The organism is Paenibacillus sp. DRB1-1 (assembly GCF_052119485.1).
In the GTDB taxonomy this organism is placed as follows: domain Bacteria; phylum Bacillota; class Bacilli; order Paenibacillales; family Paenibacillaceae; genus Paenibacillus; species Paenibacillus polymyxa_B.
On the sequence record NZ_JBODQH010000001.1, the window covers coordinates 395362 to 418496 of the forward strand.

General features: G+C 44.7%; 24 protein-coding genes. 10 read left to right on the forward strand and 14 right to left on the reverse strand.

Translation table 11 applies throughout. From position 1 onward, the window contains the following. Nucleotides 1-119: 119 nt before the first annotated feature. Entirely contained in the window at nt 120-1415 is a 1296-nt protein-coding gene (locus ACQW03_RS01760) for a nucleoside recognition protein (protein ID WP_372238686.1), read from the forward strand. On the opposite strand, the gene coaD is transcribed toward ACQW03_RS01760, so the two are convergent. The 8 genes from coaD to ACQW03_RS01800 all read right to left on the reverse strand — a co-directional run bounded on the left by coaD (nt 1378) and on the right by ACQW03_RS01800 (nt 8557). Then, nucleotides 1378-1899 carry a pantetheine-phosphate adenylyltransferase gene (coaD, locus tag ACQW03_RS01765; protein ID WP_013309846.1) on the reverse strand — a complete coding sequence of 174 codons (522 nt, stop codon included), beginning with the start codon at nt 1897-1899 and terminating at the stop codon, nt 1378-1380. The two genes, ACQW03_RS01760 and coaD, sit on opposite strands and share 38 nt — an antisense overlap. Beyond that, the gene (gene rsmD / locus ACQW03_RS01770) at nt 1892-2533 is read right to left on the reverse strand and encodes a 16S rRNA (guanine(966)-N(2))-methyltransferase RsmD (RefSeq protein ID WP_071640444.1); all 642 of its coding nucleotides are present in this window, start codon (nt 2531-2533) and stop codon (nt 1892-1894) included. The genes coaD and rsmD overlap by 8 nt, the downstream gene beginning before the upstream one ends. 315 nt (nt 2534-2848) lie before the next feature. Further along, entirely contained in the window at nt 2849-2971 is a 123-nt protein-coding gene (locus ACQW03_RS01775; protein WP_023988155.1) for a cyclic lactone autoinducer peptide, read from the reverse strand. Between the two features lie 5 nt (nt 2972-2976). After that, nucleotides 2977-3492 carry an accessory gene regulator ArgB-like protein gene (locus ACQW03_RS01780; protein ID WP_071640443.1) on the reverse strand — a complete coding sequence of 172 codons (516 nt, stop codon included), beginning with the start codon at nt 3490-3492 and terminating at the stop codon, nt 2977-2979. Next, entirely contained in the window at nt 3485-4117 is a 633-nt protein-coding gene (locus ACQW03_RS01785) for a hypothetical protein (RefSeq protein ID WP_023988153.1), read from the reverse strand. Before ACQW03_RS01785 ends, ACQW03_RS01780 begins: the two co-directional genes overlap by 8 nt. A 171-nt stretch (nt 4118-4288) precedes the next feature. Then, complete coding sequence (locus ACQW03_RS01790; RefSeq protein ID WP_441947981.1) at nt 4289-5407, reverse strand: acyltransferase family protein; 1119 nt, start codon at nt 5405-5407, stop codon at nt 4289-4291. Nucleotides 5408-5709: 302 nt separating this feature from the next. After that, the gene (locus ACQW03_RS01795; RefSeq protein ID WP_025718517.1) at nt 5710-7527 is read right to left on the reverse strand and encodes an APC family permease; all 1818 of its coding nucleotides are present in this window, start codon (nt 7525-7527) and stop codon (nt 5710-5712) included. Between the two features lie 193 nt (nt 7528-7720). Continuing rightward, complete coding sequence (locus ACQW03_RS01800) at nt 7721-8557, reverse strand: AraC family transcriptional regulator (protein ID WP_071640438.1); 837 nt, start codon at nt 8555-8557, stop codon at nt 7721-7723. Between the two features lie 138 nt (nt 8558-8695). Between ACQW03_RS01800 and ACQW03_RS01805 the strand changes: the two genes are divergently transcribed. From ACQW03_RS01805 to ACQW03_RS01815, 3 genes are all read left to right on the forward strand, one after another. Continuing rightward, nucleotides 8696-10723 (forward strand): beta-galactosidase, encoded by a 2028-nt coding sequence (locus ACQW03_RS01805; RefSeq protein ID WP_076157110.1) that lies wholly within the window; start codon nt 8696-8698, stop codon nt 10721-10723. A 69-nt stretch (nt 10724-10792) separates the two neighbouring features. Next, nucleotides 10793-12019 (forward strand): MFS transporter, encoded by a 1227-nt coding sequence (locus ACQW03_RS01810; protein ID WP_053325222.1) that lies wholly within the window; start codon nt 10793-10795, stop codon nt 12017-12019. A 210-nt stretch (nt 12020-12229) separates the two neighbouring features. Beyond that, the gene (locus ACQW03_RS01815) at nt 12230-12865 is read left to right on the forward strand and encodes a hypothetical protein (RefSeq protein WP_028542746.1); all 636 of its coding nucleotides are present in this window, start codon (nt 12230-12232) and stop codon (nt 12863-12865) included. Between the two features lie 73 nt (nt 12866-12938). Here the strand turns inward: ACQW03_RS01815 and ACQW03_RS01820 are convergent, their stop codons facing one another. Both ACQW03_RS01820 and ACQW03_RS01825 read right to left on the reverse strand, forming a co-directional pair. Next, complete coding sequence (locus ACQW03_RS01820; RefSeq protein WP_025718529.1) at nt 12939-13769, reverse strand: DegV family protein; 831 nt, start codon at nt 13767-13769, stop codon at nt 12939-12941. Between the two features lie 21 nt (nt 13770-13790). After that, entirely contained in the window at nt 13791-14228 is a 438-nt protein-coding gene (locus ACQW03_RS01825) for a MarR family winged helix-turn-helix transcriptional regulator (RefSeq protein WP_071640431.1), read from the reverse strand. 191 nt (nt 14229-14419) lie between these two features. On the opposite strand from ACQW03_RS01825, the gene ACQW03_RS01830 reads away from it, so the two are divergent. Next, nucleotides 14420-14887 carry a GNAT family N-acetyltransferase gene (locus ACQW03_RS01830; protein WP_023988144.1) on the forward strand — a complete coding sequence of 156 codons (468 nt, stop codon included), beginning with the start codon at nt 14420-14422 and terminating at the stop codon, nt 14885-14887. Between the two features lie 187 nt (nt 14888-15074). Here the strand turns inward: ACQW03_RS01830 and ACQW03_RS01835 are convergent, their stop codons facing one another. The 3 genes from ACQW03_RS01835 to ACQW03_RS01845 form a co-directional block, all read right to left on the reverse strand. Next, nucleotides 15075-15656, reverse strand: a complete 582-nt coding sequence (locus ACQW03_RS01835) for an NAD(P)H-dependent oxidoreductase (RefSeq protein ID WP_028542747.1) — start codon at nt 15654-15656, stop codon at nt 15075-15077. A gap of 72 nt (nt 15657-15728) precedes the next feature. Further along, on the reverse strand, nt 15729-16151 hold the full coding sequence (locus ACQW03_RS01840) for a MarR family winged helix-turn-helix transcriptional regulator (protein ID WP_025718540.1): 423 nt from the start codon (nt 16149-16151) through the stop codon (nt 15729-15731). A 277-nt stretch (nt 16152-16428) separates the two neighbouring features. Further along, a complete protein-coding gene (locus tag ACQW03_RS01845; protein ID WP_441947987.1) occupies nt 16429-17550 on the reverse strand; it encodes an NADH:flavin oxidoreductase in 1122 nt (373 codons plus the stop codon). A gap of 247 nt (nt 17551-17797) precedes the next feature. Between ACQW03_RS01845 and ACQW03_RS01850 the strand changes: the two genes are divergently transcribed. Further along, nucleotides 17798-18394 (forward strand): TetR family transcriptional regulator, encoded by a 597-nt coding sequence (locus tag ACQW03_RS01850; RefSeq protein WP_023988140.1) that lies wholly within the window; start codon nt 17798-17800, stop codon nt 18392-18394. A gap of 95 nt (nt 18395-18489) precedes the next feature. Here ACQW03_RS01850 and ACQW03_RS01855 read toward each other — a convergent pair whose 3' ends face one another. Continuing rightward, nucleotides 18490-19641 (reverse strand): iron-containing alcohol dehydrogenase, encoded by a 1152-nt coding sequence (locus tag ACQW03_RS01855; RefSeq protein WP_441947989.1) that lies wholly within the window; start codon nt 19639-19641, stop codon nt 18490-18492. Nucleotides 19642-19891: 250 nt separating this feature from the next. Here ACQW03_RS01855 and ACQW03_RS01860 point away from each other — a divergent pair, with 250 nt between their 5' ends. The 4 genes from ACQW03_RS01860 (at nt 19892) to ACQW03_RS01875 (ending at nt 23080) form a co-directional block, all read left to right on the forward strand. Then, a complete protein-coding gene (locus ACQW03_RS01860) occupies nt 19892-20926 on the forward strand; it encodes a C40 family peptidase (protein ID WP_441947991.1) in 1035 nt (344 codons plus the stop codon). 241 nt (nt 20927-21167) lie between these two features. After that, nucleotides 21168-21698, forward strand: coding sequence for a GNAT family N-acetyltransferase (locus ACQW03_RS01865; protein WP_441947993.1), 531 nt, complete (start codon nt 21168-21170; stop codon nt 21696-21698). Nucleotides 21699-21858: 160 nt separating this feature from the next. Then, on the forward strand, nt 21859-22230 hold the full coding sequence (locus ACQW03_RS01870; protein WP_103047923.1) for an iron chaperone: 372 nt from the start codon (nt 21859-21861) through the stop codon (nt 22228-22230). 172 nt (nt 22231-22402) lie between these two features. After that, the gene (locus ACQW03_RS01875; protein WP_441947996.1) at nt 22403-23080 is read left to right on the forward strand and encodes a tetratricopeptide repeat protein; all 678 of its coding nucleotides are present in this window, start codon (nt 22403-22405) and stop codon (nt 23078-23080) included. Nucleotides 23081-23135 lie beyond the last annotated feature (55 nt).

Sequence of the window (23135 nt, forward strand, 5' to 3'; positions counted from 1 at the left end):
AGCCTTCCGAAAAAGCATACATTGTTTACGACAACGTATACGAACAACCTATCCCAAGACAACGAACGTGAATAAACGCTGGAGACAGCATCCGACTCTCCTTAGTATATTTATGAGAGGTGAATTCTTTGATACAAAAGGAAGCCCATTCCGCTCCTTATTGGACAACCGTACTGCTTGGCCTTGGAGCCATTTTGCTTGTACTGGCTGTTGTCGCCTCACCAGAAAAAGTATTTCAAGCCTCTACTCAAGGCCTTAAGCTATGGTGGAGTATTATTTTCCCGGCCATGCTGCCTTTTTTGATGCTGTCCGAAATGCTCATCGCCTTTGGTCTAGTACATGGACTAGGTGTCCTGCTGGAGCCGTTTATGCGATTCTGGTTCCGTCTACCCGGGCGAAGCGGCTGGGTGTTGGCCCTCGGCCTGACCGCAGGATTCCCGGCTGCTGCGGAAGCAGTGCGCCAATGGGCACAACAGGAGGATATGACCGCGTTTCAGCTTCGACGTCTAACCGCTATCGCTCATTTCTGCAATCCGATTACCATCCTGCTCGTCATCGGGACAGGACTACTGCACAATGCTGCCGCAGGCGTGATGTTACTTGCCGTTCACTGGATTTCCGGGCTGCTGGCAGGCTGGATCACCGCCAGACTATCTGTATCGTCCAAAGAATTGCAAAAACGGGAAACGCCAGCTGCCCTCCGGCGCACCTCAGTTTCCCGTACTTCTCCCTCCCTGATCCGATCCGCATGGGAAGCTACCCGCTCTGCCAGAGAACGGGACGGCCGCAGTTTCGGAAAACTGTTGGGCGAAACCGTATCCCATGCTGTACAGACGCTGATGGTGACAGGTGGATTCATTATTTTCTTTTCCGTACTGATTCGACTGCTGTCCATATATACAGGCCAAGGATCGCTTTCTTTCATTTGGCCTGCCTGGATGGAAATCCATCTGGGTTCCTATGAAATCAGCCGTCTGCCCTACGATCTCCGTACACAAGCAGCCCTGATCAGTGCTGTGTTGGGCTGGGGCGGCCTCTGCGGCTGGCTTCAAATTACCGCCGTCACCAGGCCTTCCGACAAGGGTATCACCTTCACCCTGTCACGAGTGCTCCATGGGATCATTGCTTTTGGACTTACCTTGGCGACATGGGTCCCGCTTAGCCGCATCTTCAGCAATACAACTCCCGCTTACGTCAGTCGCAGTTCTGTGTCTTCTTTTGCGGAAAGCGTAAATGAATCCGCCACGCATCCTGTCATGGCCGGAGCCAGCGGCTTATTAACACAAATTGAAGGAACATCTATGTACCCCTGGCAACTAACCGTACTGTCCATTGCACTGCTAGGTACAATTATAGTTACCCTGCTGGCCTTTTCCTTTATGACTTCATGGTGGAGCCGCCGCGATTCGCGTTGACCTTCGCACGCAGTGCATCTTCCACCTCCGGTGCCACCAGATCTACAACCTTGCCATCAAAATGCGCAATTTCCTTCACCATACTGGAACTCAGATATGAATAAGCCGGATTAGTCATCATAAAGATTGTTTCCGCATCCGGGTTCAGCTTATGATTTGTAGAGGCTAATTGCAGCTCATATTCAAAATCAGTCACCGACCGGATTCCCCTGACAATAACTTGGGCCCCTTTTTGACGTACATAATTAGCTGTCAGATCACGGAAGCTGTCCACTTCAACGTTGGGGATATCGCGAGTTACCGTTCGCAGTAACTCCATTCGTTCCTCAAGTGAAAACAGCGGATTTTTACTAATATTGTTAAGAACCGCGACAATCAATAGATCAAACTGTCTGGCTGCTCTTTGAATAATATCCTGGTGCCCCATCGTCACGGGATCAAAGGTTCCCGGATATACGGCAATACGTGGTTTGTGCTCAATCATGATGGTCCTCCCCGTCTGATTCGCTGATGCCGAATTTGACCCCTCCGGCTTCTGTATGTTCTACGACATCCGACAAAGCATCGGCTGCAAAATGATAAATAGATAACGCCGTTTCACCATAGACTGCTTTTCTGACCTGTTCGAACGGCCCGAAGCTTTCCGGATATTCATGCCCCGATTCATACTCCAGCACGATGATTGCATCTGAACGAAGCAAGTTCAACTCAGCCATACGGCTCATTAATTCATCTCCGTGTTTGAGACGATAGGGTGGGTCCAGAAAAACAGCATCAAAAAGAGCTCCACGTTTTGCCAGCACCTTGAGCGCTCGTCCGGCATCATTGCGGAACACTTCAGCCTGTCCGTCCAAACCAGTTTTTCGCAAATTTTCTTTAATGACATCAATGCTTTTGGATTCCATATCAATAAAAACAGCCTTGTCCATTCCCCGGCTAAGCGCCTCTATACCTAGGCCACCACTGCCAGCAAACAGATCAAGTGCGACTCCCCCATCAAAATAAGGACCTATCATGCTAAATAGCGCTTCCTTGACCTTATCCGTGGTCGGCCGCGTCCCTGTGCCGGGAACTGCCTTTAACGGCCTTCCTTTGGCACTACCCGATACCACTCTCACGATGAAACTCACCTATTTTCTATATGTGTTCATAACCATATAAGATTATGACGCTATCGTACCACATGCACCGCCGTTTGAAAAACTTAGGATGAGGCAGGTATAAAAAACCATTCCCTGGGCATCCTTAGGATATCGGCATTCAACCAATGTCGTAGACAACCGCGGAGAAGACTTACGTTTCCCCATAAGCTCTTCGTCCGGTTTCTCCTCTCCCATTCGGGCGCTCTTTAATGGAGCGCCTGATTTTTTTTGCATAAAAAGAAGCTGCTTAATAGCAGCTCTATGTATCATTTTTCTATTTCGGCATTTTGTTTATTTCAGCAGTTCCTCGGGTGTATCCCCTTGATAAACATACACGTAACTCGCCACTGATACAGCAAATGTTGCAAACATAGACAACGATGTAGCTAATCCATATACCATTTTCCTCATCATTCCACTCACCTCCTTCCCCGGATCAATGTTAGGCTTTGGACCAAAAAAGCAACAGCCACTACAGAGGAACCGATTACAAAATTAGTACATACAAGCAGGGAGGATAACAGTCGCAAGAGGGGATAAAACCGTACTGGAATGCGCGACTGCTTTTCAATTCTGGACGGAGCAAAACATAAAACGAGAATGAGAGCTATTCCGGTAAACAGGTTTGTCCACCAACTATTTAAGGCAATGCAGGATATGTAAGTAAAAGCTGCTGAGGTCACCAACACACATGCCATGCCCGTTTTCAAATGAATGCCTCCTGATATTTGGCGCAGTAGGGCGAAAGCGACGAGAATCGTTACAGCCTCTACCATCCGCCCCGTGAAGATTGAGGCGAATAGTGTTAACACGATGATCATGGACGCATTCAGAATGAGAGCAAGTGCGTATTTAAGGACCGCGACAGAGGCCGGATGATCAGGCACAGTACGTTTGATCTGGTTAGCAAGTTTGAAAGCCATCGCTTCAATCATCCCGGTATTCCTTTCCGATTGCATAATAGATGAAAAATCCCGAAACCAGTGCAAAAAATATCATATTTAACCATACCTCGTTATAGTAGAGCACAATAGAAGTTGAAATGAGAGACAGGATAATCAGCGTGATGACAATTCCATATTCCTCTTTGAACTTTAGCTTCTTGAAATTAGGGGAAAAGCCGATCCCTTTTCGATACAACATCAATGAAATAAGTAGTCCTACTGCCGCGCTTACCACTTGTAGCAGATAGCCCTTCAAGGACCCATCCTGCAGCTCAGAAACCGGAAGGTTGCCGAACATGACTTTTAGGAATACCGACTGAACAACGGCATATGCAAAATAACCTGTAACCGTCATAATACCGGACCACACAATCGGAATCTTCACGACCGTAGCGAGTAAAAAAATAAAAAGCAGCATATTTACGACAGGCACCAAATACGAAAAGGAAAACTCCTCTCGGAGCATATAACTTTGCAAATTCATAATCAGGTTAACAAAAATGGCCTGCCATAGATAAGGGGTCATTTTTACTTTAAAAATACTCAAAATCAGCGCGAAAACAGCTACTCCCTCAAGCGTGGAGAAAAGCAAAAAGCCGATTGGCTTCAAAAGCATGCGTGCATCTCCTTTACAATTCCAACAAACCTCATCGGTGTATTCAAAAACTTGGATGTACATCGAATATAAAGGGCTGGGAGCTACTTTTCAAGAGGTCTTTTCAATTATTTCATAGATTTATTCAAGCACTTCAATCGAATGTTATCGGATGCTGTTTCAAGTTGCAGCTTAGGCAACACTTTCTTTGACCGAATCTCCCTGCTTGTGCACAGGCTTCATACGTGATATAAGCTTTTTCCCCCAACGGATGCCGGGCTGTTCAATCCACGAGTAGGTAAACCAGGATAGTCCGATGGTGAATAGCAACGTTATGATAAACATAAGTGTGAGGCTGACTAGGGGAGCAAAAGGAAGTTTAACCTGTACGATTAGTCCCAGAACCAGCATATGCGTCAAATACATGCTGTAGCTAAGGCGGCCGATCCATGACCACACCCGATTAAGCAGCCACATCGGCTGCCAGTGATACAAAGCATACGCTCCCAGCAGCAACCCGACACCTATGAGATAATCGGTCATGCCTCCAAAAAACGCAAATAGCACAGAAACAAGCAGCAAACTTCCACTGACCCGGTCTATACTTTTCCAATGCCGTTCGTCTTTCCAAATGAAAAACAACAATATACCTAGCCCAAAGACAGGCAATTGATTCGGAAACCATAAATACAGATAGTGCCCCCATAAAGAGTAATCACTAATCCACGGATATTGAACAAATACCGTATTTAACCCGAAGCTTACCACAAGCGCCATCACAACAAACCAGATCGCATGGCGGACTGATCGGATCAGCTTAAATAATAGGGGGATAAACAGATAAAACATACATTCCACCGCAATGGACCATTCCACACCAATAATACTGTTGATCCAGTACGGATTCAGACCATTCAAAAACAGGACATGAGCTGCGATATTGGCGGCAGTGACTCCCTCCTGATCTCCAAGCCAAAATCGTGGACCTGTCCCGTTCACAACTAAATAGATTCCTAACATCACGTAATACAAAGGAGCAATCCGAAAAAAACGACGCAACAGGTAAGCTGAAATTCTTTCCCTCTTGTCACCCGAACGTCTGCTCAAGGATAAAAATAGCGTAAAAGCGCTGGCCATATAAAATAAAGCGACACCTTTAGCTCCTATACTCAAGCATTTTTGCAACCATCCGTTTAATCCGTCCACATGCTGGCTGACATGCACAAGTATTACTCCGATAATAGCCAACGCCCTCAGCGTATCTACAAATTGCAGCTTGTCATCTTCCATTTTCCCCTTGGCTTCGGGCATCGTATCCCTCCATAACAATCTCGAATGATACATTTTGTATCTATAATACACAAAATGTATCACTAAAGTAAATATCTCTGTTATGCAAAAAAACACCCTCCGTCCGCAAAGAAATGCGGCCAGAAGATGTTCATTTTGTCCTTGCTTAGTCAGCTCACGCAAATGAGTATGGGCCAATTGGCAGTGACTTTATTTCAGGATTTTGGAAAATTCGATTCCAGTCGCTCCGAAGTGCAAGACAAAAAGTATTTCGATCTATATCTTGTTCATCGGAAGTCGCTTATGGGATTTTTGCAAAATCCTCATTTGTTTAAATGAAAAGGGACGGTCGTTACGATCACATCTTTATAATTAATTAAATAAGCTCTCATCAGTAAGCTGGTCTGATTGTGTAGAATATTTTCCCACCAGTGCTTGGTGATGAATTGTGGAATGAGAACAGTGATATGGTCCTCGTCTGCTTTTTTCCACTCTACTGTATCGATGAACTTGCGGAGCGGATTAATGATGCTGCGATAACGGGATCTCAGCACTACCAAACGTATGCCCACATCCCACTCTTCCCACTTCTGTTCCATTTTTTGAATCGCTTCATCATCCACACCCACATATACGGCAACCACATTGTCCGACAAGGTTTTGGCATAGCTGATCGTATTCATAACGACTCGCGTAATACCTGCCACCGGAATAATAATCGTATTGCCTTTCACCATAGGTTTATCCTTGGTAATATCAATGCGCAGTTGTTCAGCCGTATTTTTGTAATGCCCGTTGATCTTCATAAAGAAATACAGTACCAAAGGCAGAAAGATAAAGACTACCCACACCTGGCTAAACTTAGTAAAGATAAAAATGAGCGTAATCGACAGCGTGGTCAGCATCCCAACCGTATTAATAGCAAGCTTGACGATCCAGCCTGGCGGTTTGAGCCGGATCCAGCGAATCATCATGCCAAGTTGCGAGAGCGTGAACGGAATAAATACCCCTACGGCATAAAGCGGGATCAGATTTTCTGTGTTGCCGCCAAATACGATGACCAGCAATGCCGAGAAGATACTCAGAAACAGGATACCATTAGAGTATCCGAGTCGATCTCCACGAACCATGAACATGTGCGGCATGTATTTGTCCTTCGCGAGCATAAAAGCAAGTAATGGAAAGGCCGAATAGGCTGTATTCGCCGCCAAAAACAAGATGAGCGCCGTTACGCCCTGAATGATGTAATACATCACACCACGCCCGAAAGTGGCGTTCGCAATTTGCGAAATGACCGTTTCATGCGGATTAGGACGAACACCGTACCAATAAGCCAGCAAACTAATTCCGATAAACATACATCCGAGAATCAAACCCATCATCATTAGTGTAGTTGCTGCATTTTTGGCAGCTGGCTTGCGGAAATTCGGAATGGCATTCGAGACAGCTTCTACCCCAGTTAACGCCGAGCAACCCGAGCTGAACGCCTTCAGTAACAGGAACAGGCTGACGTTAGATACCGTAGCTCCAAATTGCGGTGCTGCAGCATGAGCTCCCCCTGCCACGTAATGAATGATACCGCTAATAATCAAGACAAAAATGGCAACAACAAATAAATAAATCGGTACAGCCAGCACCGAGGCAGATTCTGTCACTCCGCGCAAATTCATAATAGTCAAAAAGATAATCATAATCAAAGCAATGGCAATCCGATGATCATGTAACGACGGGAACGCAGATGTAATGGCATCTGTACCTGCCGATGAGCTAACCGCTACCGTCAGAATATAATCGACCAACAAAGACCCACCTGCAATCAGACTGGGACTCTTTCCCAAATTATCCTGTGCAACAATGTACGCTCCTCCGCCACCAGGATAGGAAAATATGGTCTGTCTATAGGACAGGATCAGAATGATCAGCAAACCCAATACCGCAATGGATATAGGAATGGAATACCATAGGGCAGCGAAGCCAGCTGTAATTAAAACCAGCAGAATTTGCTCCGTTCCGTAAGCTACAGAGGACAAGGCATCTGAGGACAGAATGGCCAGTGCCTTGAGCTTATTCAGTTTCTCATCTTCAAGGGCCGTCGACTTTCGCGGACGACCGATTAATAATCTTTTGACTTTACTCAGCATTTCGTTGACTCCTTCTTTGGATGAGGGTTTTGCAAAAGAACTATGGATCTTATGTTTATTATGTCACCTACACATCAGATTGATGAAACAAATGAACTATTATTTTATACTCCCTCATCCTGAAAAAAACAATAAGGAATGCTCCCTAAAAAGAGCATTCCCGAGTAAGAAAGAGTATTTCGATAAAATACCCTTATGAATACAGTAATTTGAACCTTTCCGGGGTAATTCCTTCAGCACGGCGAAAAGTTGCCACAAAATGACTGGCATCTCGGAATCCTACTCGCTCCGAAATCTCCTTTACTGTTAATTGCGGATATTCCGTCATCATTTCCTTGGCCTTCCGCAGCCGAATTACAATCAGATAAGCATAAGAAGTCACACCAAACGCTTGCTTAAATAATGTATTTAAATGGCGGGAGCTGACATTCATCATAACTGCCATATCACCCAGGCCCACATCAGGACTGGCATAATTTTGCTCCATAAAGGCCAGTACAGGGGTTAAACGTTCCACATTATGGGATAGGGAAGGCATCGAGCTATGTTGTCCATGTTTACGCAGTAGAGTCAGAAAACGATACATATTGGCCGAAGCGTCTAATCCAGACAAATCACGTTCACTAACCATGGAATGGAGCATAGTTTCCCCATAGCTGTGTAGCTCGCTATCCGGGTCCCAATGATACCCACGCGTATGCTTCAATCCCAGTGCAGTCAATACAGCAGCGGCGATGGGGCCGTCAAATGTAATGTATAACGTTCGCCATACCTTGGTCGCCCGTCTGTATGCATGGGATTCCCCAGGTAGCAGCAGAACCCCGGACTGCTCTCCCAGACGGAAGGTCCCCCCTTTAAATGTAAACATCCCTTCACCGGACACCGTCTGAATCCAGTGAAAGCACGGATAGCCCTCTGGACGGGACACATCCTCCTGCCTGCTGTTAAATCCGATACTTTCAATAAAAAGGGGTAAAGAGTGCTCACGCGTAGTCAGGAAAAATCTTAAATGATGGGGAGTTAAAATCATAAAAAGCACCTCCGGCGTATGCGGGTATGTATTTCACATGTAGATCCATATTGTTATATACACGTTCATTTTATTATATTTAAAAGCAGTTATTTGTATTATAAGATAGAATTATTCTTATATACAGAGGTGATTGGCATGATAAGCAGCAAACTTCCTAAAGTATTTTACGGTGGAGATTATAATCCTGAGCAATGGGATGAGGCCACGCATCAGGAAGATTTACGGATGTTCAGGCAAGCAGGGATTGATATCGCCACGGTCAACGTATTCTCATGGGCCAAAATTCAGTCCGACGAAATCACATATCATTTTGAATGGCTGGATCAATTGATTGACAGTCTTTATGAAAGCGATATCTTCGTTTGTCTAGCTACTAGCACGGCAGCGCACCCTGCTTGGATGGCTACCCGCTACCCCGACGTTCTCCGGGTAGACGCTGACGGACGGAAGCGGAAATTCGGTGGCCGCCACAACTCCTGTCCGAACAGTCCAACGTATCGAAAATACGCGGAGCAGATGGCTGACCGAATTGCAGAACGATACAAAAACCATCCCGCGATCCTCGTGTGGCACGTGTCCAATGAGTACGGCGGGGATTGCTATTGTGATAACTGCGCGGCCGCATTCCGGGTGTGGCTCAAGCAAAAATACGGATCACTGGAAGAGCTAAACCGGGTGTGGAATACTTCCTTCTGGGGTCACACCTTCTATGATTGGGATGAAATTGTACCGCCAAATAATCTGAGCGAGCATTGGGGAGAAAATCACTCCTGCTTTCAGGGCATATCCCTCGATTATGCGCGCTTCAATTCAGACAGTATGCTGGATTGCTACCTATTGGAATATAACGCGATTAAAAAACATGTTCCCGATGCCGTGGTAACGACCAATCTGATGGGTTTTTTTAAGCAACTGGACTATTTTAAATGGGCTAAGTACATGGATATTGTATCTTGGGACAGCTATCCCGGGGCCAATACTCCGATAAGCTATACGGCGATGGCGCACGATCTGATGCGCGGATTGAAGGATGGGCAACCCTTTATGCTGATGGAGCAAACACCGAGCCAGCAGAACTGGCAGGCGTATAATTCGCTTAAACGGCCCGGCGTTATGCGGTTATGGAGCTATCAGGCAGTCGCGCATGGCGCGGACACGGTCATGTTCTTCCAGCTTCGCCGCTCGATCGGCGCTTGTGAGAAATTCCACGGGGCCGTCATTGAGCATGCCGGGCATGAGAACACACGTGTATTTCGCGAGGTGGCACAGCTTGGCAGTGAGCTTGGCGCATTAGGCAACAGGCTACTTGACGCGACCGTTAATGCCAAAGTAGCCATTTTATTCGATTGGGATAATTGGTGGGCTTTGGAAAAATCAAGTGGCCCTTCTGTTGCCTTGAAATATATGGATCAGGTACACAAGTATTATACTCCCCTCTTCCGGCGGAATGTACAGGTAGACCTGGTTTCTGTTGATGCAGATTTCCAGAAATATGATCTCATTATCGCGCCTGTACTATACATGGTCAAGCCGGGTACCGCCGAGAAGCTGGAACAGTTCACAGAGCATGGCGGCACCTTCGTAACGACCTTTTTCAGTGGCATTGTAAATGAAAACGATCTGGTCACAACCGGAGGATATCCTGGTAAACTACGTAACTTGCTCGGGATCTGGGTGGAAGAAATTGACGCCCTTCTGCCGGAATCACACAATCGCATTGTATTGAAAGAAAAGGTGGGCGTATTACAAGGTGAATATAAATGCGGTCTGCTCTGCGACTTGTTGCATAGCGAAGGCGCCGAGGTGCTGGCAGAATACGGCGATGATTTCTATCAGGGCATGCCAGTGCTGACACGCAATCGTTTCGGTCAAGGTGAGGCATGGTACGTTGCTTCAGACCCTGAAGAAGCTTTCCTTGATGGCCTGCTGGGCTACATTTGTGAGCAAAAAGGGATTCCATCCCTGCTGCGCGCTCCTGCGGGTGTAGAAGCCACTGTACGGACCAAAGATGGAAAATCATATCTATTCGTTCTGAATCATAACGCCCAGACGCAGCAATATCATCTGGATGATCAGAAAGGGAATGAGCTGATCAGCGGTAAATACCTGGAAGGAGAAATTTCTATTGAAGGCTACGGCTTTCAAGTACTGGAGCTATCATAATCACTCAGATTTGACTCATGCAGTTTAGCTTGCCGCATGAGTCAAATCTAGGTATCAAAGGAGTTCATCATGAAACGACTGCTATGGATCGGCAGCTTATCTTATTTTTTAATCGGCCTGGCACACGTGGTTGTAGGCTCCCTACTGCCTGTGTTGTTAGAGCATTACGGTAGAAACTATACGGATGGCGGGAGTCTAATCTTCGCTCAATTTTCCGGTTTTCTGGCTGGAGTCCTGCTGTCGCCGTGGCTTGCCCGGAGTTTCGGCAAACGCCGAAGTCTGGTATTCGCCCTGCTCCTGCTATGCGCGGCGGAAGTGCTGTACTCATTGCTGCCGCCTTGGGGTTGGCTATATGCCGTCGGGGCAGCAGCCGGGTTTGGCTTCGGTATGATAGAAACACTCATTGGCACTATTATTATCAGCGGTATTACTCAAGGAACGGGTGCGGCTATGAGCCGTCTGGAAGTCTTTTTTGGGATTGGCGCTTTGGCTATGCCCGCTATCGCCAGCCAGCTCATTGCACTCGGTTGGTGGCGATTGGCCTTCCCCATCATTTCTATGTTTGCAGCCGTCACTGTCATAGCTTGGCTGCGCGGGTCCTTCGGCACGCTGGACGCTGTATTAGACCAACAGGAACACCAAGGTGACAACCATACGCGTTCCACTAACTCACCCAAATCCCCCACGGTGGAGGCTTCTAAGGATAGCCCTATAGGCAATTGGAAGCTACTTGCACTATTTATCGTCTTTTTCTTTATCTATGTAGGGACAGAGATGAGCCTGGCTAATTTCCTGCCCTCCATGTTCATCGAACGGCTGGGTCTCACACAAGCCGAAGCAGCACTTAGTGTCACCTGCTTCTGGTTAGCAATGGCTACCGGCCGGTTATTCACAGGCTACATTGCCGATCGGTACGGCTACGGTGTCTTTGTCGCCCTGAGCTCGCTGGCAGCGACCGTGCTGCTGTGCGTGTTCCCGCTGATCAAAGGGACTGAAGGCGCCTTTATCCTTATTGTACTGCTGGGGCTGGGCATGTCCGGCATCTTCTCCATCGCACTTGTTTTTGCCAGCAAAATGATGCCAGGCACCGAAGAATCTACCACTAGCCTGCTTATCGGCGCAGGTGGAGTTGGGGGAGCTCTGCTGCCTTTATGGCTCGGAAATAGCATGGATCGTGGTGGAGCAGTCTCATCAGCGTGGTTGCTGGCAGGCTTCGCCTGTATCCTGTGCCTGCTTGGGGGCATCTTGTACGCCCTATATGTGCGCAAAAAACGGCTTCAAACCGCTTCATCATGAGACTCGTCTCTACTGGCGCCTTTGTCTGTTCCTTGGTTGTCATCCAAGTGCACATTCAAAGGTGCTTTTTTACATACTAGACGAATGCACCTTGTACAGCAGCCCGTTTTTAGTCAAAATAGATCGTTTCCTATGAATCACAGGACAGATATCCATGCCTCCTCTAGATGAATGGAGTAGTATACAACAAACCATATGGAGGTGTTTGTATTGGGTCATCCTGAATTAAAACGAAAAAAAGGCCGTAAAAAAAATGTTTTTGTCCGTGCCTGGTTTGATAAGTTAGAAAAAAAGTTTGAGGAGAAGCCCCCAAAGAGAAAAGTCCGCTCGAAACGGAAAGGGGTTGGAAAAGATATCATCGTCAAAAAGCAACTTGTAAGTGTGAATATTAATCATGGCACTTTAGGGCCTGATGGGGATCCTGGAACCATAGGTGATTTAGCGCAGTTCGGTTATATTTATAATGTGAAGCCCCAAGTTGTTCCGATTGAAGGGGATGTCATTTTGGATACGAACGGTATACTTACACCTGGAATTGCTCATGTTCCAGGAACTACACAGATTGCTGTATCCGATGCTGGAAAATATGAAGTTCACTTTTCGGTGTCCGGTGTGGAACCTAACCAATTCGCCATCTTTATTAATGGCGCACTGGCTGTGGGAACTGTATACGGCTCAGGAGCCGGGACACAACAGAACACAGGGCAAGCTATCCTCGCTCTGGCATGCGGTGACGTCCTTACTCTGCGAAACCATAGCTCTACTACTGCTGTTACCCTGCAAACACAAGCCGGAGGAACTCAAGCCAGTATAAACGCTTCTGTCCTCATTAAAAAATTGAGATAGGCTTGAACTCCCGCAAAGTCTCAGTGTACTAAAAAGGGTTTATCCATACAGCGAGGATAAACCCTGAATATTTTTAAAAAGCCATAATGATCCCTTTGTCATTGGCATACATTGAACTAATCCCTCTGGTGGACACAATATGAATATCTTTAAATTGATAGCGTTTCTTCAGCGCATTCATTAATTTTTCCGCCAGCCCAGGATTATTGCAGTGAGTAATGACGATGCTTTCTCCTTCGGTAGCCCGGCCACTTTTTTCAATAGTATCTGCCAGCTTTTCGATAATTTGATTCTGACCGCGTGCTTGAGTAAAAAATGCGATATTCCCGTCACCATCCGAGCCTAAAATAGGCCTGATATGCAAGAGTGAAAGTATCTTTCCAGTGATTTTATTCATTCGTCCGTTCTTAACCAAATTATCCAGATTTTCTAAAACAAAGTACGTTTTCATCTTGCTGATAAAGCTCTCCAAGGAAGAAATAATTTCGCTTTTATGATAGCCCTCGTCGATTAGCTTGCGTAGTTTTAGAGCTAACAAGAGCTGTCCAGCCGAAGCGCTTTTCGAATCAAATACATGAACATCCGCCCCCTCTTCTTCCGCCATATCTTTTCCTACCAATGCACTGGAATACGAACTGGACAGGTTGCTGGATAATGTAATGGCAAAAGAAGTATGCGCACCTTGAAAGGCTTCCTTATACAGCATAGGTGACGGTGATGCGGATCCAATTTTGGTTGTACAGGCTTTCATTTCTTCCATAAACTGAGGCAAGTCCAATGTGTCATCATCTACGAAGCATTTATCTCCCAGCGTCATATTTAACGGAATTGTAGTAACTTGCATCTCTTCTCTAAGCTCTCTCGTTAAATCACAGCAGCTGTCTGCTATTATTTTATATCTCACCCGGTACACCCTCACATTATGTTATTTTTCAATAGAACCCGCATTCATAATACTCAAAGAAAGCTCAATTAACCGTATAAATTCCTTCACATTCTTCTCACCCAAACCTACTACAAGCGCTTCAAAATAACCCTCAATTCTCTGTTGCTTCTGTTTGATCAAGGATTCACCATCTACTGTGAGCCTTACACACATTCGTCGTCTGTCATGCTCAGACATTTCCATAGTCACATAGCCTTTTTTCCTTAATCCCGTAAGCGCTGCCGTAATTCTTGATCTGGATACATGCAGATGATCGCTGAGTAAGGAAGGATTAATTTCATCATCCCGATGCTGAACTAAATATTGAAGCACATGGTTTTCCCCCTGAACAAGCTCCGTCAGGCTACTGAATAATTCCATGTCATAAATCCGGTTAACGGATTCTCTCAATTCGTCCCTTAGTTCATAATCTTTCATAGTGAACCTCCGCAAAACACATAATACATACAGTTAACTATTAATACTATGTACTATAATGAATTGCCCACGATAATAACAATGAAATATTTGTGAATTTTAATACAAGGGTTAATGAGCTCAGCGTCGAATAAGAAAAAATACGCTTGATCACCTCTTTCCAGTTTACGGTAAAGGAGTTGTTACATAAGATGAAAAGGTTTACTCTTCGCCAATCCCACAATTCGGATATTGAAAGCATTGCTAATTTACGGGCGATTGTACTGCGGAACGATTTAACCAGATTAGGAAGGTTTGATGAAGAGAAAGTTCGTCAACGCTTTCGTGATGCATTCGATTCTGTCCATACCTGGATCATTGAGGAAGACTCTTCTTTTGTGGGCTGCATAGCTTTTAAACCGAGATTAGACGGTTACTTATTGGAGCATTTTTATATTCATCCCAGTTACCAAGGTAAAGGAGTCGGCAGTCAAATATTAAAAAATCTGCTAGAACAAAATCATGTAAAAGGAAAACATGTAACCTTAAATGTTCTGCAAGGAAGCTCAGCCAGACGTCTTTATGAACGGTTTGGTTTTAAAATTGAACGTGAGGACCCTATTGACGTTTACATGTACTTAATCGTAGAGGGACATTCCAAAACCGTCGAAAGATCATAGAGTCATGCTTCAACACACCCTTGAATGTCCAGTTATATCTGCCCCAAGATGCTATTACAAATTCAAAAGATCTATGAACCGGGATGTTGGAGATAATAAGCACTATAAGAAAAGGCCAACCACTAAATACGGGTTGACCTCATCATTTAAAGAATGTCTTGCGTTTCTAAAAGAATATGAACTAACTTTACAGCACCGTTTTAACCGTGTCTTGGACTTGCTTTAGCAGTCCTTTATAGCCATCTTCATCAAGGTAACCAATACTTCCAAGCAGCAAGTGACCGACGGATTCAATTCCAACGAAATCAAAAATTCCCGTATCTGATGTGATCTTCAATCCTGCGGTCATACCGATTTCATCGTAGATCGCGTTGGGAGTACCATGTGTATTCACGATAAAACCTTTTTTACCTGTAAGCAGCTTATTAATCCCTTCCGCACCAGCCGTATATGCAAATCCGTATGCAAATACACGGTCAACGTAACCTTTCAGGATAGCAGGAAGACCTGTCCACCAGATGGGAGAAATAAAAGTAATTGTATCCGATTGTGAGATGTATTCCTGCTCCACTTTGATATCAGCCGGAGTTTGCCCTGCTCTCATAGCGGCAGTATCCTCAGGTTTTAATACAGGTTGAAAATCAAGGGCATATAGATCACGTACAACGACTTCGTCACCTTTTTCTTTCAGAGTATTTACAACCGTTTCGAGTATCGCGTGATTAAAGCTTTCTGCGTTAGAGTGAGCATAGATAATAAGATGTTTCATTTTAATAACCTCCAGATGTTTTATTGTTATTTTGATATTAATATAGATATCTATACATTTACTTAAAAAAATTTATAATCTGTTTTTTACATGCTCCAGCAAATATTCCAGCTGTTCTTTTTCTTCATCTTTGAGACCACCATAGATGGTTTCTTGTAATCTATTGGAGATCATCTCAAATACAGGCTCTATCTCTCTTCCCTTATCGGTCAGAAATATCAGGGTAACTCGACTATCCTCCCTTTCTTTTTTTCTTTCGACATACCCCAACTTCACTAGCTTGTCGATCAAAACAGTGACAGTGGGTTGCTGACGAGAAATTTTTTGCGTCAATTCCTTAATAGAAAGCCCGTCCTTTTGATAAAGGAACATTAGAATTCCACCATGAGTAGGAACAATTCCTTCAATTCCATTTGATTCGAGCTCAGACACAATCAATTTATTGATCGAGTCTCTAATGGTTCCTATCAGTGCAGCTGCATTATTTTTTAACATACAAGCATTATTACATAGACATCTATATATATCAAGTGTTGGTTTCAGTCTGATCTGGTTTTAGCATATGAATGATTCAAAGAACTAGGATTAAAACACTTGAGTGCCCAAGAAAAGAAAACTTTAGAGCAAATATGACTTAATCTAAATGGTTCATGGTGGACTACTATCAGACGCATAAAAAAGCCAAAACACCAAAGTTCCTTACCTGACTTTGAGTATTTTGGCTTACAGTGTTTATTTATGAAATAAAGAGGTGTTCAAAGTATGATATGTTTTAGTTGAGCGTTTGAAGTACCTCAGGTGTAAAGGTTTGAAGATCATGAATTCGGCCTTCACGTATTTTCGTAGCCCATGCAGGATCGCCCAGAAGCGCACGCCCAACAGCTACCAGATCAAATTCATTGTTGTCGAGCCGTTCCATAAGTTCATTAATATCTTGGTGTCCTGCCCCTTTCCCTTCCGTATAACTTACAAAATCCTCATCCAGACCTACAGAGCCAACCGTAATCGTAGTTTTTCCAGTCAGCTTCTTCACCCATCCGGCAAAGCTCAAATCGGAGCCTTCAAATTCAGGTGCCCAAAAGCGACGTGTCGAGCAATGGAAGATGTCCACGCCCGCTTGTACCAACACATTCAGGAATTGCCCCAGTTTATCCGGTGTATCGAACGGTTTTGCGTTGTAATCATTCATTTTCCATTGGGATAGGCGCATGGCAATAGGGTAGTCAGGGCCAACCTCAGCACGAATAGCTTCCACAAGCTCAATGGCGAATTGAGCACGTTTTATGATATCGCCACCATAGCGATCCGTACGTTGGTTCGTTTTCTCCCAAAAGAATTGATCAACCAGATAGCCGTGTGCTCCGTGAATTTCAACGCCGTCAAAGCCTAGTCGTTTTGCATTCGCAGCTGCATCGACATAGGCGCGAATGACCTTGGCGATTTCTTCTTCTGTCATCGGCTCGGTTACTTTTTTTCCTTCCAGGTTGAGCCCTGATGGACCAATCGATAGCGCTTCGGGATTCGGCTGAGATCCCAAAGGACGAGCCATCCCCATATGCCAAAGCTGTGGAAAAATTTTGCTACCGGCTTCATGAACCTGTCTGACCACTTCAGCCCAACCGTTTAAAGCCGCTTCTCCATAAAAATTAGGTATCCTCGGCTCACTTGTTCCAGCCGGATGGTCAATTACTGCACCTTCAGTAATAATAAGACCTACATCATTCTCAGCACGACGGCGATAATAAGCGGCTACATCCGGTCCTGGCACACCATTTGGTGAAAAAGCGCGGCCCATTGCCGGCATTACAATACGAGTCTGCAGGGTCAGATTATGAATGGTATAAGGTTGAAATAAAGCTTCTGTTGAATGGACATTTTGCGGTTGATTACTCAAGGATTGTACCTCCTCATTTTCTTTTATCGCTTTTTAGCGATTCTATAAAAGGCTCGTGCACCATCAAACGGGGTGCAAGTGAAATGTTAGCAATGTTTAATTTATCATTCAACCGACAAAATGTTCATTCTGTTGCTTAACCAAAAGGGTTATAAAATTGTTGTATAACTAAACTCACTTGTTGACAAAACAACACATGTTTATAATGGGGGAATCATTTAATTTACCTGAAAGGAGTGTCTTGAGGATGCCTGGTGTAACCTCACCCAACCCAAACGATCCGCGCGTCATTCGAACACGTAGATTAATTCTCGACGCATTCGTTGACCAATTAAATAAGAAAGACTTCTACACGATTACGATCAATGACATTACCCAAAAAGCCACCATTAACCGTGCCACGTTCTATGCACATTTTCAAGATAAATATGCACTGCTTGAAACCCTTTTGTCAGATGCATTTTTGGAGTATGTTATCAAGAGGATTGATGCTGAGGCACGTTTGTCGGAGGAGATCATTCAGAAACTTATTCTTTCGTTATGTGACTATCACGACTCAAGTAACCAATGCGTTCATAAATATAATTCAGTGGCACCGATCCTGGAAGAACATATTAAGAATCAATTAGAGCAATTCATACTTCAACTCATAACAAGAGAAGCCAATAATACAGACCAAAGAACGTTAGAACTTGCCGCGACCATTCTAAGCTGGTCCATTTATGGTGTAACCTTTCGCTGGAATGTGGAAGGAAAAAAAGAGTCTCCTACAGATTTAGCCGAGAGAGCTGTGCCTTTAATCTTCAATGGGGTTGTCTTATCTCTAGTCTCACAAATCTCTTAGCAGAAAATGCGAATAAAAAGGGCCGTTCCCAGTGTACTTCGATCAGTTCCTGGGACAGCCCTTATAGTATTTAGTAAAATAATTGCATCTTTTATTTAAAGAATTTTCTTAAACATCTCGATAACTTGTTCTTTGCTAGGTATGAACGGATTGCCCGGAGCGCAAGCATCCTTCATTGAGTTCTCGGCAAGCAGATCCAAATCCACTTCATTTACACCTAGTTCAGAAAGTTTGGAAGGAATCCCTACTTCCTTCGACAGGTCTTTGATTCTTTGGATTACATAGTCTGCGCATTCCTTATCGGTTTTCCCCTTATCTTCAAAACCGATGACCTTAGCGATGGCACGAAACTTCTCTGGTACATGCTTGGCATTCTCCTCCTCCACAATCGGCAGCAGCATGGCATTACAAACACCATGAGGCAAATCGTATACGCCGCCAAGCTGATGCGCCATCGCATGAACATAACCCAATCCGGCATTATTAAATGCAAGTCCTCCCAAGAAAATAGCGTATACCATTTGCTCACGTGCTTCTATATCATGACCGTTGCTCACTGTACGAGCCAAATGATTAAAAATAATCTCTACTGCTGCCAACGCAGTCGCATCCGTTACAGGATAGGAACCTGGCGTAACCAAAGCTTCAATAGCATGGGTCAAAGCATCTAGCCCTGTAGCTGCCGTTAACGCGGCGGGTTTGTCTACCATCAGCTCAGGGTCGTTGACCGAAATCGTAGCTACACTATTCTTATCAACCATAACCATCTTGACCTTGCGCTCTTCGTCCGTAATGACATAATTGATCGTGATTTCAGCCGATGTTCCTGCTGTGGTATTAATAGCCACAATAGGAAGCGATTTATGCTTGGATTTATGAACGCCCTCATACTCGGTTACATGTCCCCCGTTGGTAGCAATAATGCCGATTCCCTTAGCCGTATCCTGTGGTGATCCTCCGCCAATCGAAATTAAAAAGTCACATCCGTTTTCTTTCAGAAACTGAACACCATCATGTACATTTTTACAGGTCGGATTTGGTTTTACTTCATCGTATACCGCATAGTTCAATCCAATATCATCCAGCAAAGATGTAACCTTGCCTGCAATGCCACTCTTCATCAAAAATTTATCCGTAACGACTAGAGCTTTGTTTAAATTCAGTTCTTTTATATACGGCCCAACTTCATGCAAACAGCCTGTTCCCATAAGATTGATAGATGGTACAAAAAATACATGTGCGCTCATATAAAATCGGCCTCCTAAAGGATTCACTTCTTGTTGCCTCGTTAACTACGGAATTATTCTCTAAAGTGAAACATTTCACATTTATATGTTATCTTTATTTTATTTTGATGTCAATAATAAAACACAGATATTTGTTGGTTTTATTTTTGTTTGTTTTGTTTTTTAAATGAATCCAATATTTGGTACACAACTAATCGGAGGAAGCCTCGTACAACTTAGATGAACACATTAACAACGAGGTGATGACAGCATGACAATCAACAAGGGAGTATTGCTGGCTCTGCTGGCAGTATCGCTGCTCCAAGCAAACCCGTCTTATGCGAAGTCGGTACCGCTGACTCCGGTGACGACCGTTTATGTGGATGACCACCCGCTTCAGCTTGCCGCCCAGCCGCTGCTGCTAGACGGGACAACGCTCGTCCCCATGCGCCAGTTGTTTGAGGCGCAAGGAGCTGTGCTTTCCTGGAACGGATTCAGCAAAACCGTAACAGCAACCAAAACCGACACGGTGCTGACCTACCACATCGGGGAACTCGCTGCCACCCTAAACGGCAAAACGCTGTCCCTGAATGTTCCGGGACAGATCGTTGAGGGCAACACGATGATTCCACTGCGTTTTGTGAGCGAAGCACTTGGGAGCACAGTGAAGTGGGATGCCCTTACTCGGACAATCCGGATTGCCTCCAGAGACGATTTTTTCACAACAGTTCTTACCAGGGTCAACCTGCGCAGCGAACCAGATTCATCGGGAGCTTCCCCTTCCCTGCGGCTTATTCCAGCCAACGAAAAGGTTCACGTCATCCGCGAGGTCAATGCTCTCTGGCTGGAAGTGCGCACTAAAGACAACCTGACTGGATACATATCGGCAAAACCAAAATACAGCGACTATTCCAGCCCATCCCTGGCGGAACGGCAGGGAGATGAACTCATCGCCTACGGAGAGAAATTTCTCGGTACCCCTTATGAATTCGGCGCAGCAACCGGACAGACTTCGACCTTTGATTGTTCTTCTTTTGTGGGGGAAGTGTTCCGGCATACGCTCTCTATCGACCTCCCCCGTGTCTCTTACGATCAGGCTAAAGAAGGGCGGGAGGTCGGGCTGAACGAGCTGCGCAAAGGCGACCTGCTGTTCTTCAGCGCACGCGGGCTAGAGATCGGCCATGTGGCTCTCTATGCAGGGAACAACAAATTGCTGCATACATTCTCCAAAGAACGCGGCGTTCATTTTGACACGCTTGACGATAAATGGCAGAAACGTTTCGTAACAGCGCGCAGGCTGTTTTAGGACGAACCAGATAGTCAATAACAGTATGCTATTCCAGTCCACATTCATTATCTTCTAATTGCCTTTTGCCGGACGCTCCCTTGCGGATTGCGTTCAGGCGGCAAAAGGTCGGGATTCATTGTAAAATGGAGGTCATAACGTTAAAGGCTACGATCGCTTAAAAAATTGGAATGAGGTATTAATCGTTTTGAAATACTAGGCAGAGTCTTCTTTTGACTATAGACAGGAGGAATAAATAATTATGCAATTTGAGACAAACCGGCTCATTATTCGTGATATTTGCAGATCTGATTGGGAAAGTATACATACGTACACGTCATTGCCTGAAGTTACTAGATATACAGCCTGGGGACCGAATACAGAAGAAGATACAAAGGCATATATAGAACAAGTTCTAGCTTCACAGCAGGAACAGCCACGACAAGACTACGAACTAGCCGTTTGTCTGAAAAATAATGGAATCTTGATCGGCGGTATGGGTATTCATGTCAAAGATACTAATGCAGAATTGGGTTACGTTTTGAATCCAGATTATCAAGGGAAGGGTTATGCAGCAGAGGCAGCACGAGCGTTACTAGACTTTGGATTTAGAACACTTGCTATCCACCGTATTTATGCAACATGTCGACCAGAAAACACGGCTTCTGAGAAGGTTATGCAACAGATCGGAATGCAACGTGAAGGTTTGATGCGTGAACACTGGTATTATAAAGGCGAATTTCATGATTCATATCTGTACTCTATTCTTGCTGGGGAATATAGCAGGACATAAAAGGTATTTTTTATATCTAAATATATTATTGTATTTTTCAACAGACAATTACTCCTTGAGAAACATGTTGCTGCGATAAAATGATAGTTAAATCATTTAATGACAAATAGGTTTGAGGAACTTTTCTGAACGATATAATTTTTATTAAGGAGGGAACAACATGGAAGCTTTTGCAGAATATTTAGCGCATATTGATAACCCCCAACATCGGGCCCGAACGCAAGAGGTTTTGGCTTGGGTAACCAAGAAGTTTCCAAATTTAATGGCAAAAATTGCGTGGAATCAGCCTATGTTTACGGATCACGGCACATTTATTATTGGCTTTAGCGTAGCCAAACATCATTTGGCCGTTGCCCCTGAAAAAGCAGGGATTAATCATTTTTCCGAGTTAATTGTGCAGGCTGGCTATGATCACACCAAGCAGTTGGTACGTATCCAGTGGGATAGTCCGGTTGATTTCTCATTACTTGAGAAAATGATCGAGTTTAATATTTTGGATAAGGCAGACTGTTCAACCTTTTGGCGGGAATAAAAAAAGGTTCCTTTTCTCGTAAAACTATACATCGAGCATCACAAATAAGTATTTTTCTTCTCGCCCCCTCTACCATCCTTCCAAATCTCATCATGCTAATGACCCTTAAAGTGACCCTATGCTATAATGTGGAAAGTATGGATTGTTACATGCACAGGAGGATTGGAGCAGAATGATTGGGAAATTTTTAATTTTCTCTCTACTATGGAGTTTGCTTGGCAACCCGTTTTTGGCAATGCTCGTACTCCTAATCGTGATCTATATATTAGATCGCAGCTTTGTCGGTGTATTGCCCAGCATCAGCAAACCATGGAAAAGAAGACGCAATGCCGCTCGATTGCGCCAACAGATTGCGCTAAACGCCAACGATGTGGCTGCCAAGTTCGATTTGGCTCGTATCTGGATCGAAAGCAAGAAATATCCTCAGGCTTTGGAGCTGTTATTGGAAATTCAATCCCGTTACGAAGAATCAGCAGACTATTGGAACGCACGGGGAACGGCTGAAGTACACACAAACCATCTGGAGGATGGAGAACAGGATTTACTGAAAGCACTGGACATTAACCCGCGGGTGCAATACGGTGAGCCTTATTTGCATTTAGCCGCTGCTTTCAAAGAACGTGACGTAAATAAGTCACTTCATTATCTGCAGCAATTTCAGGAGATTCAGTCTTCTTCCAGCGAGGGCTATTATCTGACAGGCTTGATGTACCGTATGCTGGGACGCAAGGATGAAGCCACTGTAGCCTTTAACCAGTCCATTGCCGTCTATCGTTCCCTGCCCAAATACCGCAAACGAAGTGAGCGCAAGTGGGCTGCGCGCAGCTTATTCCGTAAAATAATAGGCTAGACGGATCTATATTTTACCTTAACGACCTTTCTCTTCTTTTGAGAAAGGTCGTTTT